This is a genomic window from Myxococcus sp. AM010, assembly GCF_013372585.1.
Classification (GTDB): Bacteria; Myxococcota; Myxococcia; order Myxococcales; family Myxococcaceae; genus Myxococcus; species Myxococcus vastator.
Genome location: NZ_JABXEO010000012.1, coordinates 45,837 through 66,444, shown reverse-complemented (window position 1 = coordinate 66,444; position 20,608 = coordinate 45,837). Strand labels below are relative to the sequence as shown.

The 20,608-nt window shown below is 68.3% G+C and carries 7 protein-coding genes; all 7 read right to left on the bottom strand.

What is annotated here, in order from left to right:
* Positions 1-62 precede the first annotated feature (62 nt).
* From HV826_RS09120 to HV826_RS09090, 7 genes are read right to left on the bottom strand one after another with little or no spacing between them, the layout of a single operon-like run.
* Positions 63-2,825 carry a DEAD/DEAH box helicase gene (locus HV826_RS09120; RefSeq protein ID WP_176416609.1) on the bottom strand — a complete coding sequence of 921 codons (2,763 nt, stop codon included), beginning with the start codon at positions 2,823-2,825 and terminating at the stop codon, positions 63-65.
* A gap of 2 nt (positions 2,826-2,827) precedes the next feature.
* A complete protein-coding gene (gene brxD, locus HV826_RS09115) occupies positions 2,828-4,204 on the bottom strand; it encodes a BREX system ATP-binding protein BrxD (RefSeq protein ID WP_176416608.1) in 1,377 nt (458 codons plus the stop codon).
* Positions 4,204-6,789: a BREX-2 system phosphatase PglZ gene (pglZ, locus tag HV826_RS09110; RefSeq protein ID WP_176416607.1), complete on the bottom strand. Its 2,586-nt coding sequence runs from the start codon at positions 6,787-6,789 to the stop codon at positions 4,204-4,206. The genes brxD and pglZ overlap by 1 nt, the downstream gene beginning before the upstream one ends.
* The gene (locus HV826_RS09105; RefSeq protein WP_176416606.1) at positions 6,786-10,406 is read right to left on the bottom strand and encodes a DUF6079 family protein; all 3,621 of its coding nucleotides are present in this window, start codon (positions 10,404-10,406) and stop codon (positions 6,786-6,788) included. The genes pglZ and HV826_RS09105 overlap by 4 nt, the downstream gene beginning before the upstream one ends.
* 16 nt (positions 10,407-10,422) lie before the next feature.
* Positions 10,423-12,459 (bottom strand): DUF2326 domain-containing protein, encoded by a 2,037-nt coding sequence (locus tag HV826_RS09100; protein ID WP_176416605.1) that lies wholly within the window; start codon positions 12,457-12,459, stop codon positions 10,423-10,425.
* Positions 12,456-16,505 carry a BREX-2 system adenine-specific DNA-methyltransferase PglX gene (pglX, locus tag HV826_RS09095; protein ID WP_176416604.1) on the bottom strand — a complete coding sequence of 1,350 codons (4,050 nt, stop codon included), beginning with the start codon at positions 16,503-16,505 and terminating at the stop codon, positions 12,456-12,458. Before pglX ends, HV826_RS09100 begins: the two co-directional genes overlap by 4 nt.
* A gap of 8 nt (positions 16,506-16,513) precedes the next feature.
* On the bottom strand, positions 16,514-20,605 hold the full coding sequence (locus HV826_RS09090; RefSeq protein ID WP_176416603.1) for a protein kinase domain-containing protein: 4,092 nt from the start codon (positions 20,603-20,605) through the stop codon (positions 16,514-16,516).
* Positions 20,606-20,608 lie beyond the last annotated feature (3 nt).

Here is a 20,608-nt window from a genome sequence, read left to right as displayed (position 1 = left end):
GTCACAGCCCACGTTCGCGCGTGGTGTGCGGCTCGCGTCCTCAACGGCCTCTGCAAGCGAAGTCATCCGAGTACCTGACCGCTGTGCTCCGGCGCGGTGCCCCCCCCAAGCAGACGCTTGAACCTCTCATGCAGCGCAAGGAGGATCTCGGCGTCGAGGGCGGCGTAGTTCAACTGGTCGGCGTCGAGCGGGCGGCGGCTCCAGTTCGAGGTCTGCTCGGACTTGTCGATCGAGATGCCCAGCTCGCGCTCGCACACCATCGCGAGGCTGTGGCCACCGAGGATGTCCGGGCCATGCGCGCGACGCGAGGCTTCGAGCGTGTCGAAGACGCCGTCGAGGGCGATTCCAAGGGCCGCGAGGACGCGGCGCTCGAAGCGGGCGTTGTGGATGACCTTCACAGGCGCCGCGCCACTCAGCACGTCGATGATGGGCTTCAAGTCGCCGACGGCGAGCGGGTCGATGAGGAAGGTGCGCTTGCGGGTGGCGATCTGGACGAGGCAGAGCGTGCCGAAGTCGAGCGCGGTCTCGACGTCGAGACCGACGACGTCGGCGGCGCGCAGCTCCTCGCTCACCACGCGGAGCGCTGCGGGCGTGTCCACCCACTGGACGTCGTTCTTCGGGGCCGCTGCTGGGGCGCGCTTCGGCACGAGCTCCAACGGCAGCGGGCCGGTCGCCTCGATGTCGGCGAGACGCATCCCCATGGGGCGCGCGGCGATGCGCGAGCCGTTCACCTTCACGGTGGCGAGGAAGTGGAGCGTGCCGGATTGGTCGAGCAGCCGCTCGGAGAGGAGCCGGTCCTCGGCCTCCTCGGGAAGGCACGGCTGGAACTTGCTGAGCATCCCGCGCGCCATGTCGCGGGCGGCATCGGCGGCGACACGCTCCCAGTTCAGCTCAGCGAGCGAGCGCACGGCGTCGCCCGCTGCCGTGAAGGCCATGTCCTTGCACTTGAGCGAGAGGTTCCCGGCCACCCACTTCTTGCCGGACTTCTGCTCGAGGCCCGCCGCGAGCAGACGGTTCACCGCACCGCCCGCGAACGTGTGCCACTGGACGCCGTCGAGCTGCTCCTCGAGCGGCGCGGTGCCGGGTTCGAGCAGGCCGTCGTAGCTGTCTCGCATCGCGGCGAGCGCGGCGGCGGCGGCCTTGCTGAGCCACACGCCCTCCTGCTTCTCGTGAAGCAGCACGTCGAGCATGCCCTGACAGAGCGCGTTCGAGAGCACACCGGGCACGCCCAGCCAGCTCGGTACGCGCCCGTAGTCGGCCGGGCGCACGTGGAGCACGCCCTTGCCCCAGTCGATCTGGCCGACCTCCCACGCACGCCCCGACAGCCGGAAGCACAGCGGGCCCTTCGCGAGGTCGTGCATCGTGACGAAGAGCGCCTGGATGTAGCCGACATCCTCTTTGCCATGTTGCACGCGCATGACGGGCGGCGCGGTGAAAACCGCGTAGAGTTCGAAGAAGTTCTTCTTGCCGTAGAGCTTCTCTCCACGAGTGCCGAGCGAGAGCAGCCCGTCGGCCTCGTAGAGGATCTCACGCTCGAGCATCGTGTCGATCAGCTCGGAGACGCGCTCGGCGCGCACCGACGAGAACGGATACGCCGCTTCGACCCACGGCATGAGCTTGTGCCGCGAGATGCCGCCTTCCTGAAGGATGAGCGCCATCACCTGGTGCGCAAGCACGTGCATCGCGTGGGCGGCGGGCGTGACGTCTTCGACCCAGCCCACCTCTGCGAGGCGCAGGAGCGCCACCGACTGGAGAAGTGACTCGGGGCTGAGGCAGAAGAACGTGCAGTTGGCGCGCGTGTTCGCGCGGCGCCCCGTGCGTCCGAGGCGCTGGAGGAACGAGGCCACCGAGGCGGGCGCGTCGACCTGGATGACCTGATCGAGATCACCGACGTCTATGCCCAACTCCATCGTCGAGGTGCAGACGATGGCGGTGTTCTGTCCCTTGGCGAACTGCTCCTCGGCCAGCGTGCGGTCCGCGCGGCTGACCGAGCTGTGGTGGATGAAGACCTCGACGCCGGTGCCTGCGAGCGCGTGGGCGACCTTCTCGGCCTTGCTACGGCTCTCGACGAAGACGAGGCTCTTCTTGCCGCGCACGATCTGCCCGATGGCCGTCGCGGCCTCGCTGATGTCCGCGCACATCTCGAGGCGCAGCTCACGCTGCGCCTTGGCTTTCGGCGGATCGACGAGGCGGAACGGGCGCTTGCTGGAGCCTTGCAGCCACTCGCCGATGACCTGCGGGTTGCCGACGGTCGCCGAGAGGCCGATGCGCTGGATGTCTCGTCCGGTCATCGTCACGAGGCGTTCGAGAAGGCTCGCGAGGTGCGCGCCGCGATCGTCGGCAGCGAACGCATGGACCTCGTCGATGATGACCGCCGACAGGCCCGAGAAGAGCGCCTTCGCGTCGGTGCGCTCGGAGATCATCATGACCTCCAGCGACTCGGGCGTGGTCATCAGGATGTGCGCGGGCGACCCGCGGAACTTCTTCTTCCGCGAGTCGGCGACGTCGCCGTGCCACTTGAATACTTCGAACCCCACCATGCGCGCGTACGACGTGAGCCGCTCCTCCTGGTTGTTGAGGAGCGCGCGGATGGGACACACGTAGAGCACCGAGACCGGCTTCAGCTCTTCGGTCAGGATGCGCGACAGCACCGGGAAGATGGACGCCTCGGTCTTTCCTCCCGCCGTCGGGGCGAGCACCACCGCGTTGCAGCCGTCGAGGATCGCGTCGATCGACAGCTCCTGGACAGGACGAAGCGAGCGCCAACCCAGATCGTGGATGATCGCGTGCTGCAGGTGCGGATGAAGGCGCTCGAGACCGGCCATTGCTATCCGTCCAGCCGTTTCCGCTTCAGCGCCGGCGCGGCCTCCGAGGCGTTGTTCGTGTCGCTCTCCTCCGCTGCTTCCTCTTCGGCGGGTTCCTCGACGGGCCGACCGTGCTTGGCCGCAAGCTCCTCGGGCGTGAGCTTGCCGTCGTCGAGCTCGAGCTTGTAGTGCTCGCGCGGATCGTACGCCTCGTGGATGTCGACGCGGTCGAGCACGTCGATCAGCTCGCGCAGGAAGAGGCGTGGCGCGAGGGCGACCTTGCCCCCGAAGCCCGCCGTGACCTGGCCGACGAGTCCGCTCAGGAACGCATGGTCGACGCGCGTAGCGAGGCGCTCGGGGTTCTTCGCCGGGTAGAGATCTCGGATGCGCGTGCCCACCGTGAGCAGCCGGTCATCGGTGAAGGGCGTGAGCCGCACCTGCGGGGCCTTGAGGTTGTCGAAGCGCGTGTCGTCGCTGAAGTTCACCTGCACGCGCTGGTAGAGCGGCGCGAGCGCCTTGAGCCCCTTGTAGCCCTCGAAGAAATCACGGGTGCCGGTGATGACGAGGTAGAGCCCGGGCAGCTCCTCCTTCGCCAGCATGTCCATCAGTTGCCGGAGGGCGTTGAGCGACTTCTCCCGCGTCTGCGCGTTCATGCGCTGCACCGTCTCGACCTCGTCGAGCACGACGACGAGCCCCGCGTAGCCCGACTGACGGAGGAGCTGCAGCAGGCCGGAGAGGAACGTCAGCGACGCCTGGCCGTCGATCTTGCCCTTGGTGCCCGCCGTCTTGAGCACGCTGCGGTCGGTGTGCGGCTGGCCCGCGAGCCACGCCAAGAGCCCCTGCGCGGTGGCGAAGTCACCCTCGTGCGTGACCCGGTGGTAGGCGCGGAGCACCTGCGCGAAGGCCGCGTTGCGCTTCGAAAGGTCCGCAAGCTTGTCTTCGAGCCGCTGCTCCGTCGCGTCGGCGAAGCCCGGGTCGTCCTCGTTGATGCCGCGCAGCCGCGTGACCTCGTCGCCCACTTGGTACAGCCAGCCCTCGACGATGGCCTGGAACGCGTTGGGGCCGTCGGCGGCCGTCTCGAGCTTCTCGATGAGGCGGCGGTAGACCGTTTCGAGGTGGTGCAGCGGCGTGTCGTTGATCGAGATCTGCACCTCGCTCGACGCGAACATGCGCGAGCGCGCCTTCGCACACAGGTAGCGCGCGGCGAAGGTCTTGCCGGTGCCGTACTCGCCGCGAATCCACTTCGAAAGCCCCTTGCCCTGCGCGACGAAGTCGAGGTCCTCGTTCACCGCACCCACGAGCCCGTCGAGCCCCGTGGCGAAGTGTTCGAGCCCGGCGTTCGGCACGAGGCCCGAGCGGAGCGCGTTTACGATGGCTGCGGACTCAGGGACGACGGCCATCAGCGCCCCTCCTTCTTGGCTTGATAGCGGTACATGGTCTCTCCACTGGGCAACCTCTCATCGCTGAAGAGGACGTGGCCTGCGGCGTGAAGCGTCCGGCGCAGCGAGACCATGAGGCCATTCAAGCGGCCGGGGTTCTTCTTCAGGTTCTCGGCGAGCTCGCTGGCGCGCGCCGAGCCGGTCTCGCGCAGCAGCACGAGGATCGCCTTCTCGTCGACGCTCAGCTTGGCGATGAGCGCGGCGGGCAGCGGCAAGGAGTCGGCCTTGTCGGCGGGGTTGAACAGCGAGAGCTGCGCCCTCGGCTTGGCCGGCACCTCGTCGGACGGCAGGGGCGTGACGATGGGAGGCAGCACCGGCGTGGTCACGGGCGCCGCCTCGGCGAGCGCGCCGCGCCCGTACCACCACGCGGGCTCGTCGGCGTAGAGCCCGTCGCGCTCGATCCAGGCGAGCGGCACGACGACCTCTTCGAGCCCCGCTCCTCCGTGGAAGCCGACCTGCGGGCCTCCGAGGTACGCGCCCGAACGCCACGCGAACGCGCGCCGCTCGGCCGGTCCACCGAGGCCAGCGATGTCGATCTCGATGAAGCCCTCGGGCACGGCGTCGTGCTTGCCGAGCGCGGTGTACCTCGGCGTCTTGCCGTTGCCGGCGCGCAGCGACTTGTCGATGTAGGGGCTGTGGCCGTGGTCGGCGGTGACGAGCACGCGGCGGCCCGCCTTGAGCGCCACGCGCAGCGCGGGCTTGAAGGCCGTGATGTCCTCCGGCGAGATCTTGACGGTGGCGCCGGTGTTCGCCGAGCCGATCTGGTCGTCGACCGCGTTGAAGACGACCCCCACGACCGACACGCTCTCGTCGCCCAGCGCCGAGAGCAGTGCTTGCCCGCCGTCGGTCAGGTCGCCCTTGAGGAACAGCTTGCGCGTCCGCGCGCCAAGGGCGGCGTTCTGGTTGAAGCGCGCCTTGTCGGTCTTCGCCTCGTCCTGGTCGCGGAACACCGTCTCGGCGACGAGCGGATCGTTCGGCAGCTCGCCGAGGAAGATGGCTCCGCGCGCGTGGCTCGTCACGGTGGGCAGCGGCGAGAGCGCCGGCATGCCCGCGACGAGGCCGCTCGTGTCGGGCTTGATGCCGAGCGGGAAGCTTGAGTCTTGCGACAGCGCGTACAGCAGTTCGAGGAACACCGGGTAGCTGCAGCCGTCGAGCACCACGAAGAAGAGCCGCGCGGCGGGCTCGCTCTGCCAGACGGGCGCGACGGCGCGCTTCCACAGGCGATGTAGTGGCGTGAGCCCTTCGCGGTGCAGCGCGGCCTCGTAGCCGCCCGCCAGCGTCTCGGCGAAGTGGCGGTTCTCGCGGTCTCGTCGCTCGCGGCAAACGTCGAGCAGCTTCTTCGCCTCGGCGTGGAAGTGGACGCTGGAGGCCAACGCGCGGCGAAGCTGCATGATCGCGAGGTCGACGAACGCACCGCCCCGCTGGTAGTCGTGCACCTGTTCGAGCAGGTCGGCCTTCGGGCTGAAGGGCTGATCGAGGTAGCGCGAGATGCGCGCCATCGCTTCGAGTACCGCGAGGTCGCCACGGTTCATGCGCGCGGCGCGGTGGCTCGCGAGCCACGAGATGTCGGCGGCGCTGATCGCCTTGCCGTTCGCGGCCTTCTGCGCGAGCGCGTGGCCCTTGTCAGAGAAGGCGAGCGGCAGCACGCGGCTGGTCTGGAGCTGCGACGGCGTGAGGCTCTCGCGCCCCACGCGATCGGCACCGGCGAGCAGGTCGCCGCCCGCGTCTCCGAGCAGCCCGAGCGCCTCTTCGGCGACGCGCGCGATGGTGCGCCGAAGGATGCGGCGGTCCATCTCGATGGGCGCCTCGGTCGCCGCCTTCCACAGCGGCCCCCAGGCGGGCTTGGGCAGCTCGGGGGCTTCGACCGTGAGCACCGCGCCGTAGACGACGAGGTCGCGCAAGCGCGTGTCGGGCTCGGCGAGCGCCCACGCGAGCAGGCGGCCTTCGTCGCCGTGCATCGTCGGCATCGCGTCGCGCACGAGCTGGCTGATGTTCGGCGACCAGCGAGGAGGCTCTTGCACCCACGTGGCGAGGAGCTGCGCCGAGCTCTTGGTGCGCACCTGGTCACCGACGCTCACGTCGACGAGCAACTCCGTGAGCAGCCGCCGATCCACGACTGTGGGCAGCGTGCGGTGGCTCATCGCGAAGCCGAGGCGGTCCACGTTCTCCAGCGCGAGCTGCTGCATGTACGGGGCGTCGGCGCCAACGACGCGCACGCCGAGCACGACCTCGAGGACGTCGTTCACGCTCAGCGCGTGGACGCGCTGGTTGCGCGCGCGGCGCAGGAGGTCCGGCGCGTTCTGGATTCGCTTCGCCACGTCCTCGGGCATCACGGCGATGAGCGGCGCGCCCTTGGCCTTCCACAGGAGGTGCCGCAGACCGAGCTCGGAGCCGATGCGATGCACGCCGTAGGAGCCCTTCGGCGTGGGCATCTGGTCCGGCAGGTTCTCGAGTCCCTCGCCGTCGATCACGAGCACGTAGCCCGTCTCGCTGGCACCGCCAGCTTGATCGAGGAGACGACGAAGGAGGAGCTGGGCTGCGCTCACTCGATCTCCTCCGTGCGCGCGAGCACGACGCTGATCGGCTTCGGCCCCTGCTCGGTCAGCGCCTTGCGGACCTCGGCGAGGAAGTCGGAGATGGCGTCGGCGTCGGTGGGGTTCAGGCGCCTCTTGAGCAGCACGGTGCGCGGCGTGACCTCGGGGCCAGCTACGGGCGGCTGCGCAGCGCCACCGGCGACCGGCGGCTGAATCCCGCCGCCACCGACCGGCGGCTGAAGGAGCTGCGGCTGCTCGATAAGGCGCTTGATCAGCTCCTGCGCCTTCTTGTTCCAGGTCGCGATCCAGTCCTTCGTCAGCGGCTGCTCGGCCTGCGCGGCCGCGAGCCGACCATCGAGCGCGCCCAGGTGCCCGCGCACCTCGGTGCCGACGACCGGGTGGTTCACGCCCGCCGTGAGGTTCGTGCGCCCGTGCTCGTTCAGCTCGGCGAGCGCGTCGCGGATGACGTCGGCCTGCTGCACGATGGTGCGCAGCGCGTCCGACGCATCGTCCGGCCACGCAGTGAGCAGCTCGCTCAGCACCTTGTGCGTGTCGGTCGTGCTCTGCGCGAGTGGGCCGAGCCGTGTGTTCGCGGTCGACAGCTCCGTGAGGCGGTCGCTCTTGTCGACGCCGAGCTTCACGAGGTGCGAGTACAGCCCCTGAAGCACGGTGCGCTTCTGCTGGCCCTTGGCGCGCAGCTCCGTCGTGAAGCGGTCCTGCGCCTGCAGCGAGCGCGTCGCTGCGGGGCGCGGGATCTCGAAGAGCTGGTTGCCGAGGTCTCGCAGGCGGTGCCAGTCGGCGGCGCTCACCAGCTTGCCGCGCTGCAAGCGGATGCGCGTCGTCTGCGACATGCCGATGCGCACGTCGATAGGCTCGCCGCTGACGTCCTCGAGCGCGCGGTGATCACGCTGGCAGAGGAAGCCGAGGAACAGGTCGACGAGCAGCGGCTGGAAGCCGTAGGTCTCGCGCAGGTGGTCGGCGATGGGTGTCCACGACACCGAGTCCTGGTCGGCCTTCTGGAGGACGTCTTTGATGTAGCGGGAGTCGAGGCGCAGCGACGCCTTGGTCTGCCCGAGGTTGGTCAGCTCCAGCGGCTGGCCCAGCGTCTTGAGCACCTTGCCGACGTTCTCGTCGTAGGCGACCGAGGTGCCGTCTTCGCCCGCCTTCACCATCCAGTCGAGGAGCAGCTCGAGGTCCTGCTTCTTTGGCTCGGCGAGGAAGGTCGGGTGCTGCGGGTAGCGGCGGTCCATCAGCAGCGCCGCAATGTGTTCGAGGTTCTCCGCGAGCGTCTCGCGCGGGCGGTTCGAATCGACGTCCGAGATGAGCGCGAAGAACTCGCCGTGGCGGATGTAGACCTCTTTTAAGAGGTCATTGAGCTGGCCTTCGAGCGTCTTCTGTCGGATGCCCGCCTGGTCGAGCACCTTGCTCTTGTCCTGCGGCCCGAGCATCTCGAGCAGATCTTCCTGCCCGGCGTCGGACAGCAGGTAGCGCACGGCCGCGAGCTCGGTCAGTACGCCGAGCTCGGTCGGGCTCATGTGACGCGGCAGCCAGCAGACCGTGTAGACGAGGCCCTGCTTCTTGCGCACGTTGGTCGCGCGCAGACGGTCCTCATCGACCGTGTGTCCGGGCTCATCCCACGGGTAGTCGACGAGGATCTTGAACGCCCTGTCGGGCGGCGCGAAGTCGTCGTAGGACATCTCGCGCACGTTACCGAGCTTGATCTGCCCGCGCCGCTTGGTGCGCCGCCACGACAGATCCCAGTCGCCTTCGTTCTTGCCGCCGTCCTCGAAGCCCTTGGTGTTGGCGACGCCGAGCACGTTGCGGAGCGCGCCCCAGAACACCTTGAAGCGCTGGGCCGGGTTGTCGACCTTCGAGCGCGCGCGCCCGAGGATCTCACCGAGGCTCACGCGCCCGAGCACGTAGCGAACAAGCGCGGTCTTGCCGTTTCCCGCCACCTGGAGGTCCGGCACGCGCTGCGAGAGCGCGAGCAAGTCGGTCTCCGCGACGCGCACCTGGCCACGGAAGGTCTCGCCCTCGACGTCGACGGCGTTGAGCTGCACGAGCCGCTCGATGGTGAGCCCGCCCTGCTTGAGCCGCGGCGACACCTCGGCCAGAAGCACCGTCTTCACGAGCTGGTCGAGCGCGCGACGGCGCTCGTCGTTGAACTCGGCGCCGCCTTCCTCGGCCATCTTCGCCATCGCCGGAGCGAGGCGTGAGTAGTACTGGTGGTGGATGTCCTGCATCAGCTCCACTTTCTTGCTCGCCTCGACGCCCGACTCGGGGAAGATGGCAGAGAAGGCCGAGCCCACCGGCAGGAACTCGCCGAGCGGCAGCTTCGGGTAGTGGACGACGAGCAGTTCGTAGAGCAGCCGCAGCGCCGAGCGCTCGCGCTGCATGAGCGAGGTGACGTCCACCAGCATCTCGATGAGCGCCGGGTGGAACGGGTAGACGTCCTTCAGGTAGTCGAGGTCGCCACCGGCGAGCAGCGCGGGAAGCACCTTGCTGTGCTTCTCCGACAGCGCGCTCACCGCCGACTTCACCGCGTCGGCGTTTTTCGGGCGCAGTACGCGGCCGCGCACGATGTGGCGCAGCTCGACGTCCTGGAGCTTGGTGATCTCGAAGCGCTTGGCGTGGTGGTCGAGGTGCTCGTGGATCTTCGACTCGTCGACGAGGTCGGGGAAGAACTCCTGCAGGTTTCGCTGCCGCGCGACGAACACGAAGATGGGCGCGGGGCGCTGGCCCGTGTTGTGGTCGACGATGACGTTGAGGTTGTTGATCTCGGCGACGAACTCCTGGCCGCTCTTCTCGGCGAGCCAGAGGAGAAATTCGTCGATCATCAGCACGATGCCGCCGAAGCCCTGGTCCTTGGCGTGCTCGGCCATGCGCTTGAGCCCCTCGCTCCAGCGTGGATCGATGCCCGCGTCGGCCGGGTCGCGCCCCTTGTACTTGAGCCACGTGCGCGCGAACCGCTCCTTGCCCTGGATGGATCCTGCGGCGATGGCCTCGAAGTCCTCGCGCCCGCCGACGATGCTCTCGGCCTCGAGCCGCTTCCAAACGACGTCGCCGTACTCCTTCGCCTCACGTCGGACCTCGTCGAAGATGGCGTCGACGTTAAGGAACTCGAAAGGCGCCTTGCCGCGCCGCTTGAGCGCCGCGTTGAAGCCCTCGTAGACGGCGCGGTCGAAGCCGGTGCTCTTGCCGCGCACCGAGAGCATGTGGATGCGCACGACGAGCAGCCCGGCGCTGGTGAGCCACGCCTCGTGGTCGACGGCCTCGGCCCCCTTGCTGGCCTTCGCGTCGCGATGGGCGTTGAGCAGCGGGCGGAACTTCTTCCACGCGGGCGTGGCACCCTCGACGAGCAGCGAGAGCATCGTCATGAAGTGCGACTTGCCGCTGCCGAAGCTGCCGTGGATGAAGCGGCCGTACTCCTCGCCCCGGTCGAAGACCTGCTTCATGTCGTCGAGGATGCGCGGCAGCTCCTTCTCGACGGCGGGCGTGATGACGTAGTCGCGCGCGAGTTGCTCGACCTCGTCGGAGTTCGGGTCCAGCTCGCGCAGCTTGACCACGAAGCCCATCGCCCGGATGTCCTCGAGGCGCGGAAGCTCGAAGGCCTCGGTGATGGTGGTCATGGTTGAGCTCCGGTCGTCATAGGTCCTGCCTCAAGAGCCTCTCCTGTGCTGGCAGCCCAGAGAGCTGAAGGCGCAGCCACGGTGCGTCGCGTTCGATGAACTTCTCGGGAGGCGTGGTCGTCGTCGTGACGATGTACTGAAACGCCGGTTCCCCCTTGAAGCATTTCTCGATCTCCTGGGCGAGCAGGAAGAGCCGCTCGTAGACGTCGGGCGCCATGTCCGCCTCACGCGGGCCATCGTGGACCAGGAAGCGAGGGAACGCGCCGTGTCCCTCTATGCTCGCGAGGACGGCGGCCAGGTCGAAGGCCAGCACCTTCACGGTGGCGATGAAGGTGCTGTCGCGTTCGCCGTGCTCCTCGACGGTCAACGACAGCGAGCGACCCGACGTGTCGATGCGGGCCGCGACCTGGTCGCCGATGAGCGCGCGGACGACGTAGTCAAACCGGGCCGAGAAGCGACCGATGGCCGTTCGCTGGGCCTCGCGGATCTTCTCCTGTTGAGTGTACGAGTCGTCGATGTCCTTCGCGATCTGCTTGATGGAGTCGGCCTTCGACGCGGCATCCTTGGAGGCGCATTCCGCGGCATCGATGAGGTCCGCGATCCGATCGAGCTTCGACGCCTCGTCCTGATGCTTCCCGCTCGCGTCGACGTGCGCGGTGTTCGCGGAGAGGAACTTACGGCGCGCCGCCTGCGTCGCGCGCTCGGCGTCTGCAATCTCGCGTTCGATGCGGCTCTTCTCCTGTTGAAGTGCAGCGACGATCTGGCGTTGCGCTCCCAGCTCTTCGGTCGCAACCTGCTCGCTCTTCTTGGCGGCCACCTCGCTACGCTTCGCGGCCAAGTCGATGGGCTGGTTCACGACGAGGGGGCAGTTGTGCTCCCGGGCCACGCGGAGCGGCACGTTGCAGATGTCGAGCGGCGGCGGCAGCGCAGCAAACAGCCCAGACTGCTGGGTGCCCGCCAACTCGCCCACCACGCCCTGCACGGCGTCGAGTCGGTCTTGGATGCCGCTGAGCTTCTCCTTGAGCGCGCCTTCCTGCTTGCTGGCGGCTTCGACGGCAGCCTGAAGCTCCTCGCGCTGGTCACCGGCTTCCAGCGCCGCCTTCCGCTTCTTCAGGTCCTCTCGACGTGCCTCGAGCTCGGCGCGGGCCGCCGAGGCGAAGAGCGGCGTCGACGTGAGCGGCAGGTCCTTCCCCAGCGCAGTGATGAGCCGTTGGCGATCGGTCTCGGCTTGGTGCCGAAGCAGTGGCGCCGTGCGCGTGGCTTCCTCCTTGTCGGAGACGAGCTTCGCGTTGCGCTGTAGCTCGTTGCGCTCGCCCTCGGAGATGAGGCCGAGCACCGTCCGCACGAGGAACTGGCGCTCCTCGACGTTGAGCGCAGGGGCCTCGGAGCCGCTGCCGCTATGGCGCCACTCGACGAGATCGGCGAAGCGGCAGTCCTGATCCCGGATAAGCCACGGCAAGATGTGCGCCCACGCAATGGGCTTGTCCTTGTCGGTCGAGGGGAACTTCCTCGACGCCAGCAGAGCCATCGTCCCCCCGGCGAGCGCGTCGATGAACTTGTGGTAGTCGAGACGCTCGGCGTCTTCGTCGGTCACGTCGTCGATGGAACGATCGCGAAGGCAGAAGGAACTGCGCCCAAGCCCGAGCGGGCGCGCGACCACCCAAGGCACGTCGTCCACCACGACCTCGGCGGTCACCCAGGCGTTCTTCAGCTCCAAGTTCGAGCGGATGCGTCGCTTCACGCCGTCGGGCGCGAAGCCGCCATCGCCGAGCACGTGACGCAGGAGGCGGCAGAATGTGCTCTTGCCGGCCGTATGACCGGCAACGCCATCCCGGAACAGCTTGTTGTCGGCTCCTGCCGAGTGATGCGCGGCCCAGACGATATTCAACCCGCGACGCAGCTCGACGTCGCGAACGACGTACTCCTCGCCCGCTTTCAGCTCGCTGAGAATCCGTAGGCGGTGAATCCAAAACGCAGGAGCCCCTCGCTCCGCGCTCGGGCGAAGCTGCTGGGGAGGGTCGATGCCCGGTAGGCGCATCTGGTCAGCGGTCATCCAGCGACCTCCACAAGCTTGCGGTCAGCGCCCTTGAGAGACTTGTCGATTGCGCTGATCTTTTCCTCGGGCTGTGCGCGCAGGACCTTCAGGGCAAGGTGCGCCTCGAAGACGAACCAGGGGTCGATCTCCGTTTCCGGCCGCGTATGCGGGCTCGTGCTCACGGTTGAGCGTCCCTCGCCATCCACACCGAGCGAGACACCTTGCTGGCGGTGCAGCCCCTTCAGAGTCGATGCGAGCGGGCCGGCCTTCACCGAGCGCAAGCCCACCGTGGATGCCCAGTGCGCGACCTCGCCCTTGAGCGACGCGGGCGCGAGCTTCTTCAGCAGCGCGGGACGTGCTCGCAGCGCGAAGGCGCGCGCGAGGTCCATGCGGGTTGCCGAGCCGCCCGAGGCGTGGAGCAACGCCCAGATGAGGATGGCAGCGTGCGCCTCGTCGGAGACGTTGGGAATGACCGACGGCAGGTCCTCGAGGGACGCGTCCTCCTCGACCTCGGTCGTCGAGACCTTCCGCGCCCCGGCGGCACGGGCGCTGGGCGGCGGGAAGCGTTTCTTCCAGTCTTCGATGAGCGCGCTCGACGGGCCCTCGATGCCGACGAGCGCTTGCAGCTCAGCCTTGAACCGGTTCGCGGCGGCGGCGTCTTCGCGGGCCACGTCGGGCAGGAGGCGCCACGCACTGTCGAGGAGGCCGATACGGTCGGTGAGCGGCACCGAGGCGTCTTCGAGTTCCTCGTCGATGGCGAGGATGGCCTTCACGCGCTGCTGCGCGGTCCAGCCCGCCCAGCCGTAGAGCGTCTCGACGCCAGCGCGTCCGGGCACCTCGGTGAAGGCGATGAAGCGCTCCTTCGGGACGTCGAGCTTGCCGCGCAGGCGCCAGTAGTCGGGCTTGAGGAAATCGCTGGAGCCGTAGGCGGGGGGGACTTCGGGCGTGACCTTCTCGCCCGCTTCTTCGCGGCGTTGGTCAGCCCAGGTGCGTTCCCAGACCTCGCGCTTCACGAGGCCCGCGGGCTTGTAGACATGGAAGCGGTGGCTCGGGACGGTGTCGCCCTGGAGCGCGCTCATCACGAGCTGCGAGAGGCTGAAGTCCTTGCGGCCGGTGAGCACCTCGCACACAGCGAGAACGCGCGCGTCGTCTTGCAGGCTGGCGACGAGCTGCTCGAGCGAGAACGCCTGCGTGCGCACCTTGGCGGCCTGCTCGACGCGATCGGTGAGCCACTCGGTGAGCGCGATGCGCTCTTGCTCGGCATAGTCGGGCTTATACCAGCGGCGCTTGAAGTTCGCGGTCTCGATGAGCGCCAGCGCGGGCGTCGCGGCGGTGCGCGTACGGCGGGCCTCGACGCGCTTTCTCAGCGCGGGGGACGCCTCCTTCGGCAGCTCGGTGAGCGGCTCCCAGCCGTGACGCGTCCACCAGTCCGAGGGCTGTTCGTCGGGCTCTTCGCCACGTTCGAGCGCTGCGCGGTTCGAGGTGTCCTTCTCGGCGAAGTAGAGGTTCCACGGCAACCACGTGGGTGGGCACGCTTCGACCTTATCGGGTGCGACGACATCGCTCGCGGTGTCGAGGCCGTAGAGGGCGTAGCAGAGCCAGTCAACTTCCTCTTGGAGAGCAACCATCCTCCCCATGTCAGCGAAGTCTGCCTTATGGCGGCTGTCGAGCGCGCTCCGAAGCGTTACTCCATCACTCCATCCACCGTCGTCGACAACCGAACGCACCGAGCGTCGCGCGCGGTCACGCGCGACAGCGTCCAGTTTCGCTGCGTATTGGGCGACCTCGGTACTCGTGTCGACGACAGGGAAGAGCTTCACCTTGGTGGCATCAAACTCGAAGAACTGCTCCCAGAGCTGGCTCTTCATCCCCTCGTTGACGCCTTGGCTACCTTTGCAATGGAACACCTGCTTCATCCAGAAGCAGCCCGTGGACGAGTTGAAGAGGCCGAGCAGCGCGAGGTAGTCCTCTTCGCTGGTTCCATCGGCGAGCTTAATGACCGGTGCCTTGCTGTTCACCACTACGCGATTACGCAGCAACGCAAACTGGGCATGGGTCGACACGTTGGCGAATACGATGAGCAACGGACCACGGAACCGCTCCGCGAAGAGCATCGAGTACTCGAACCACTTGAGGCCGTGCTCAAGCTGCGTCTTTCCGAATGCAACCCGGCCGCTCAGCAACGTGCGGTACGGCCAGAGGCGGTGGAGGACTGCCGGTTGCTCTTGAACCGCCGCATCGCGATCGTAGGGGAACAAGACGTGGGACGACGGCTTCGCGTACCAGTCGCGCACGTCCTGCCCGACAACATGTCCAAGGGTGACATCCGCAGGTAGCCCACCCTGCAGCGCTCCCTCGGGTACCTCGTAGGCCTCGTCGGCGCGTATCACCGAGACGGCCCCAACCGCCGATACGAGGTCGCTGAGTCTCTTCGTCGAAGCTACCTCGAGGTCCGTCTTGAGTTCGGCTGCCCCGCCACCTCCGAGACTCCACGGGTGCTTGGCGAGGGTGTCACGTGGAAGTGCAGCGACGCTGACGTACTCGTTCTGAAACCCGGCCTGGTCCCAACCCTCGGCGATGCTCGTCCAGACCTTACCCTTGGCCGGGTCATCAAGGGTACCGCTCTCGCCGCGCTTGCCCATGACAGCCCGAACCACGTCACCTGCGGGTCGCTGGTTGCGACCGAAGAGCAGGACGGTCGGCGTGCCGTGGAACGGGATGTACGCCTGCGAGGTGTCGACGACGAGTGAGAGGTCATACCCCGCGAGAACCTTCTCGATGAGCGGCTTGCCGAACTCCCGCTTCATGAAGTTGTTGCTCGTAATGAGCCCGACGAAGCCGGTCTTCTCGGCGAGCTGGAAGCAGCGCTCGGTGAAGGGGGAACCGAGCGAGTACTCGCGGTACGCCGAGACGTAGCGCTGGTTCTTCCCCGTCTTCTCGCGGTGGTAGTCCTTCCGCGCCACGTCCTTCTCAGTGATGAACGGAGGGTTCGCCACCACCGCGTGGAACTTCTTCTCGAAGACCTTCTTGAGCGCCGCGCGCACATCCGATCGCGTGAGCGTCGCGCGCGGCCTCTCCTCGACCTTCGTGAAGAGGTCGGTCTGCACCATCGCCTTCTGCTCTTCGCGCTCCACCTGCTCGAGCCCGTCTGCCCAGTACACGTGCGGGTGGAAGCGCGCGGCGTCGGCGAGCTTGGTCACGCCCGCCAGTTCGGCGGCCGTCATGATGAGGCGCGTGCGAGCGAGCGCGCAGGCGTAGTCGTTCAAATCGATGCCGACGACGCGGTCGAGCGCGTGCGCGACCACCTTCTCGCGCGACCAGTCCGTGTGCACCTCGGCGGTCGCGGCGACCAAGCGCTTCAGGCCATCGATGAGGAAGTGGCCCGAGCCGCAGGCGGGATCGACCAGCCGCACGTCGTCGGCGCCGAACTCCTCGATGGCCAGCGTCAGCGTGCGGTCGAGGATGAAGGCGCGCACAAAGTCGGGCGTCTGGCAGAGCGCGAAGCGGTCCTTCACGACCGGATCGAGCTCCTGGTACAGGTCGCCCATCAGCTCGCCCTCGAACTTCTCCTCGGCGAAGCTCCACACCGCTCCCGTGTCGGCGTCGCGATGGCGCCAGAAAGCGATGAGCGCCCTCGACAGCTCGTCGGACGGCAGCGCCACCTCGGCGGGCTGCGGGCTGAACAGCTCGGGCACACCGCCCTTGATGCTGGCGAGGTCCTTGTAAATCCAGCGCAGGAACGCGGTCTCACCGAGGTTCGGCGCGAGCTTCTCGAAGAGCTGCTGCGCCTCGGGATCGAGCAGGCGCCCGGGCTGGAGCAGCCCCCGGTCTTCGAGCACGCGCACGTAGACGCTCTTGAGCACCCAGAGCACCGCCGCGCGGCGCGAGAGCAGGTCGGTCCAGACCTCGAAGTCCTCGGCGACACGTTCGTCTTTGTGGAGCTGCTCGGCGGCCGCACGCGCGGCGCTGCCCGATGCACGCATCTTGGCGCGCAGGTCGGCGGCAATCTTCGCGACGTGGTCGCGGAGCGCAGTGGTCAGGCGGGCTCGGTCGTTTGCTTTCATCCTGTGGATCAGCCCGGCAACAGGTTCAGGAGAGGCAGCGTCGCGCCTTCGAGGTGCCACATGGCGGGGCCCTCGTTGAAGCGCGGCTGACGGTTGTGGATGACGCCCGGGACCACGAGGATCCAGAAGCCCCGGCTACCGGAGAACGTCTCGTCGTAGAGGCGACGCGGAAGGTCCAGCGCCTCGCACAGGCCGAAGAGCGCGGTGTCGCCCAGGACGATCACGTTACCCGGTTGCCCGTGCTCCTTGAGCAAGTTGAACAGCGTCGCCTCAGCGGCTTCGGACAGCGCCTCGCGCTGGGCCACGAAGCGCTCGGCGCGCTCGAGCGACTTGATGTCAGCGGCGTGCTCACCGAAGAACGCGTCGTCGAACGAGACCCACTTGCCACCCAGCGCGGTAGCGACGGAGCGGCCGATCTCGGCGTGTGCCTCGGGCGGAGTCACGAGCATGCGGAAGCCGCGCGAACCGGCGGCCTCCTTCAGCATGTCGCATACCACCAGCTCGGGGCTGCGTTCGGCGCCGAGGGCGCTCGGCAGTTCGTCGGCCGCGAGCGGCGAGGTGGCGAGGATGGAGCCCGCGCCGCCGGGCAGCACCAGCAAGCCCTGCACGCGGCAGTCGAGCTCGCGCAGAATGGCGAGCAGGTGGTCGGGATCGGGGTACGGTGTGTGCGGACCGAAGACGCGCCGAACGCGCACCGCGAGATCCTCTAGCGGGATGGACTCGCGCGCCTGGTCGACGACGAAGCCGATGCTGTGCTTCGGGTCCACCGGGCCGATGAAGAGGTGGCCCGTCTCGGCCAGCTCGACATCCTCGCAGATGCGCACGCCGAGGGCGAGCGGATCGCCGTCGAAGTGCGGGAGCAGCCCCGCCAGCGTGCGGCGGGCGGTGTCGGGCTCGACGGGCGGCCACTGACCGGCGAGGCGCACCACTTCGGCCGCGAAGGCCTTGACCGTCTCGCGGTCGAAGATGGGCCGCGCGAGCAGCGGATGCTCGGCACCGTCGACCTCGAAGATGTGCGCGCGGCCTGGCGTGACGCGCACGAGCACGCGCACGATGCCTTCACCCGTGACGACGCCGGCGGGCCACTCGCTCTCGAAGCGCTGGCCGATCTCGTCGAGGCGCACGATGCCCCCGAAGCCGTCGACCACCGCGTCGAACGCGCTGGTGAGGTCGGCAAGCGCCGACAGATCAATGCGCTCGAGGCCCTTCGAGAGATCGTGGCTGACCTTCGGCTGGTTGGTGCCGAGGTCCTCGGCGATCTCCTCCTGCGTCTCGGGCTCGCCGGTGATGCCGATGACGCGCTCGACGGCGATGCGCTGCTCGGGCGTGAGCGGGCGCGTCGCCAGCTCCCAGATGCGGTCGAGCGTGTGCGCGCCGTCATCGCCACCAGCCGACTTGCCATCGGTGTACGCGCGGAACTGGTGCAGTGCCTCGACGACCTCGGCTAGCTTCTTGCGGCCGATACCCGGCAGCCCGAGGAGCGCGCTGCGCGTGAGCGAGGCCACCGCGCCAACGGTGGGCAGCCCGCCCGCCGCGAGCGCCGAGCGCAGCGCCTCACCGAGCGGGAGCTTCTGCACGGGCTCGGGCGAGTCGCACAGGTCGGGCAAGAGCGGCGGCTCCAGCGTGCCCGGGTCTCCCGTACCTTCGAGCCCACGACCGAGCAGCGTCTCCTGGAAGGCGATGATGTCGTTCGCGGTCTTCGTGCCGATGGCGTGGATCGCGCGCACCGAAGCTGCGGGCAGCGCGAGGAGTTGGCCGACGGTGTGAACCTGGCAGCGGGCGAGCGCGTTGATCGCGCGCGAGGAGAGCCCGGAGGTGCGCAGCGGCGTCATCACGTCGATCTGCTTCGGCGGCGGCACCGAGGCCGAGACGGTGGTGTCTTCTCCGAGCGCGACGAGCAGCGCCTCGCGCATGGCGCGCGCCGAGGGGAAGCGCTTCTCGGGCGTCGGGTCCAGCGCCTTGCGGAAGAACGCGGCGAGCCCCGAGGGCTGGATGTCGTCGTCGTTAACGATCGGCGCCTGGCCCGGCTCGGGCACGCGGCCCTCGAAGGCGTGGCGCCCGGCGTAGAGTTCGAAGAGGCAGAGCGCGGCGGCGAAGCGGTCGGTCGCGTGCGTCCAGCGCGCGCTCGCGGGATCGCGGTAGAGGGCCGTGCCCCCGTAGGGCGCGTCCTCGGGCATGCCCGCGAGGCTGAAGTCGATGATGGTGAGCTGGCCGTCGGAGACCAGCAGGTTGTCGGGCTTGAGGTCCTTGTGCGTGACCGACTTCTGCTCGAGGTAGTCGAGGCCCGCGATGAGATCTTCAGCGAGGCGACGCTGCGACGTCGGCGCGGGCGCCGGGTTCTGGGCGAGCCACTGACGCAGGTTCACGCCACTCACGCGCTCCATCACGAGCGTCAGCCGCCCTTCGACCATCTTCGTCAGGTCGATGACGCGGACAACGTTCGGGTGGTCGAGGCTGGTGAGCACCTGGTACTCGCCGCGCAGTGCCTCTTCGGCGGCGTCGTCGCTCTTGGCGATTTTGAGCGCGCGGGTGCGTCCGCTGACGAGGTGGCGCGCAGCGTACACGACGGCCATCCCACCTTGCCCGAGGCGCGTGACGATCTCGTAGTCCGAGCCGACGCGCGTGCCCGCCTGCAGGTTGTCGGCGTCGAGCGGCGCGCGCGTGGCGTTCGACAGGAGCGCCTGCTGCACGAGGGGCGACGGATCGCGCCCGACGCGCACCGCCTCGATGGCCTCGGCCAGCGACGGATAGCGGTCGGTGGCGCGCAGCTCGACCATCTTGGCGACGGCCTCGTCGAGGCTGAGCGGCAGGCGCGGCGAGATGTCGCGCACCCGGCGCATCAGGCGCCGCGCGGCCATGAGCTGGCGCGTGTTCTCGAAGAGCGGCTTGCCCGTAAGGATGAGGGCGAGCATCGCACCGAGGCTGAACTGGTCGGACGCGGGCTCAGCGCTGCTGAAGGCGGTGACCACCTCGGGCGCCGCGTAGACTAGGCGATCGTCGTGGATGGTCGAGAGCGCGATGGTCGCGTCGCTCGTCATCTGCTTCGCGAGATCGAAGCCGGTGACGCGAACCTCCGTCGGCTCCTGCTTGTCTTCGACGAGCACGACCTCGGGTCGCAGCAGGCGATGGACGACGCCTTGGCGATGCACTTCGTCGATGGTCTGCGCGATGCGCATCCAGAGATTGGTGCGGACGCGGAGGTCGACCTTCTCCTTGCCGCGACCGTCGACACCGTAGCGCTCGACCCAGGTGGTGAGCGAGATGCCCTTGAAGTGTTCGAGGGGCAGCACGATGCTGCTCTCGTCGGAGAAGGGCTGCTCGGCGGTGAGCACGCCTTCGCTGCGCCCGAGGCGGCCGAGCACCTGCGCTTCCCAGCGGGCGCGCTCGGCGATGCGGTCTCGCTGGGCCTGAGTGGCCAGCGGCGGGGTGCTGTAGATGCGCAGCACGCGCTCGGCGCCGGAGAGCGTGTTCTTCCCCAGCAGCTCGGTGAAGGTGTCGTGGTGGTCGAGCGTCTCGACGACCTCGTACTCGCGGACGCGGCGCACGGGCCGCGGGCCCTTCTGCACGCCGGTGAAGATCTCGAGCAGCTCGCGCTCGGCGACCGACGAGGGCGTGAGCGCGCGCCCACCGCTCATGCGCTTGATGAGCCCGTCGTCCTGGAGCGCGGCGAGGATGGTCTTCTTCGTGTGGACGCGATCGTTGCTCGCCGGGCCGCGGACGCCGACATCGGTGGTGGCCGAGAGGAACACGAGACCCTCGGTCCACACCTGGCCCGCCTGGTAGCTCGCGCTCCTCAGGTGCGACTTGAGCACCTGCGAGGTGATGCGATTGAGCTTGAGCGGGCTGCGGATCTTCTCGGGTAGCCACCAGTCGTTGTCGGTGCCTTCGATGCGGCCTCGGTACGACTTGATCTCGACGACGAAGATCGCGTGCGGGGCGACGACGACCGCGTCCAGTTCGTAGACGACGCCGCTGCGCTCGACGAGCCACGCGTTGCCGTAGACGGTGAAGCTCTCGGGAAGCCCCTCGACGAGGAAGCGCAGCGCCTGTCGTTCGGCATCGTGGGCGGGCTCGCCGATCTGAATGAACTTGGCCGCCATCGC

Coding starts and splice junctions, on each gene's coding strand:
- HV826_RS09100 (WP_176416605.1), bottom strand. CDS start 12,459: ATGACCGCTGACCAGATGCGCCTACCGGGCATCGACCCTCCCCAGCAG.
- HV826_RS09090 (WP_176416603.1), bottom strand. CDS start 20,605: ATGGCGGCCAAGTTCATTCAGATCGGCGAGCCCGCCCACGATGCCGAA.
- pglX (WP_176416604.1), bottom strand. CDS start 16,505: ATGAAAGCAAACGACCGAGCCCGCCTGACCACTGCGCTCCGCGACCAC.
- HV826_RS09120 (WP_176416609.1), bottom strand. CDS start 2,825: ATGGCCGGTCTCGAGCGCCTTCATCCGCACCTGCAGCACGCGATCATC.
- brxD (WP_176416608.1), bottom strand. CDS start 4,204: ATGGCCGTCGTCCCTGAGTCCGCAGCCATCGTAAACGCGCTCCGCTCG.
- HV826_RS09105 (WP_176416606.1), bottom strand. CDS start 10,406: ATGACCACCATCACCGAGGCCTTCGAGCTTCCGCGCCTCGAGGACATC.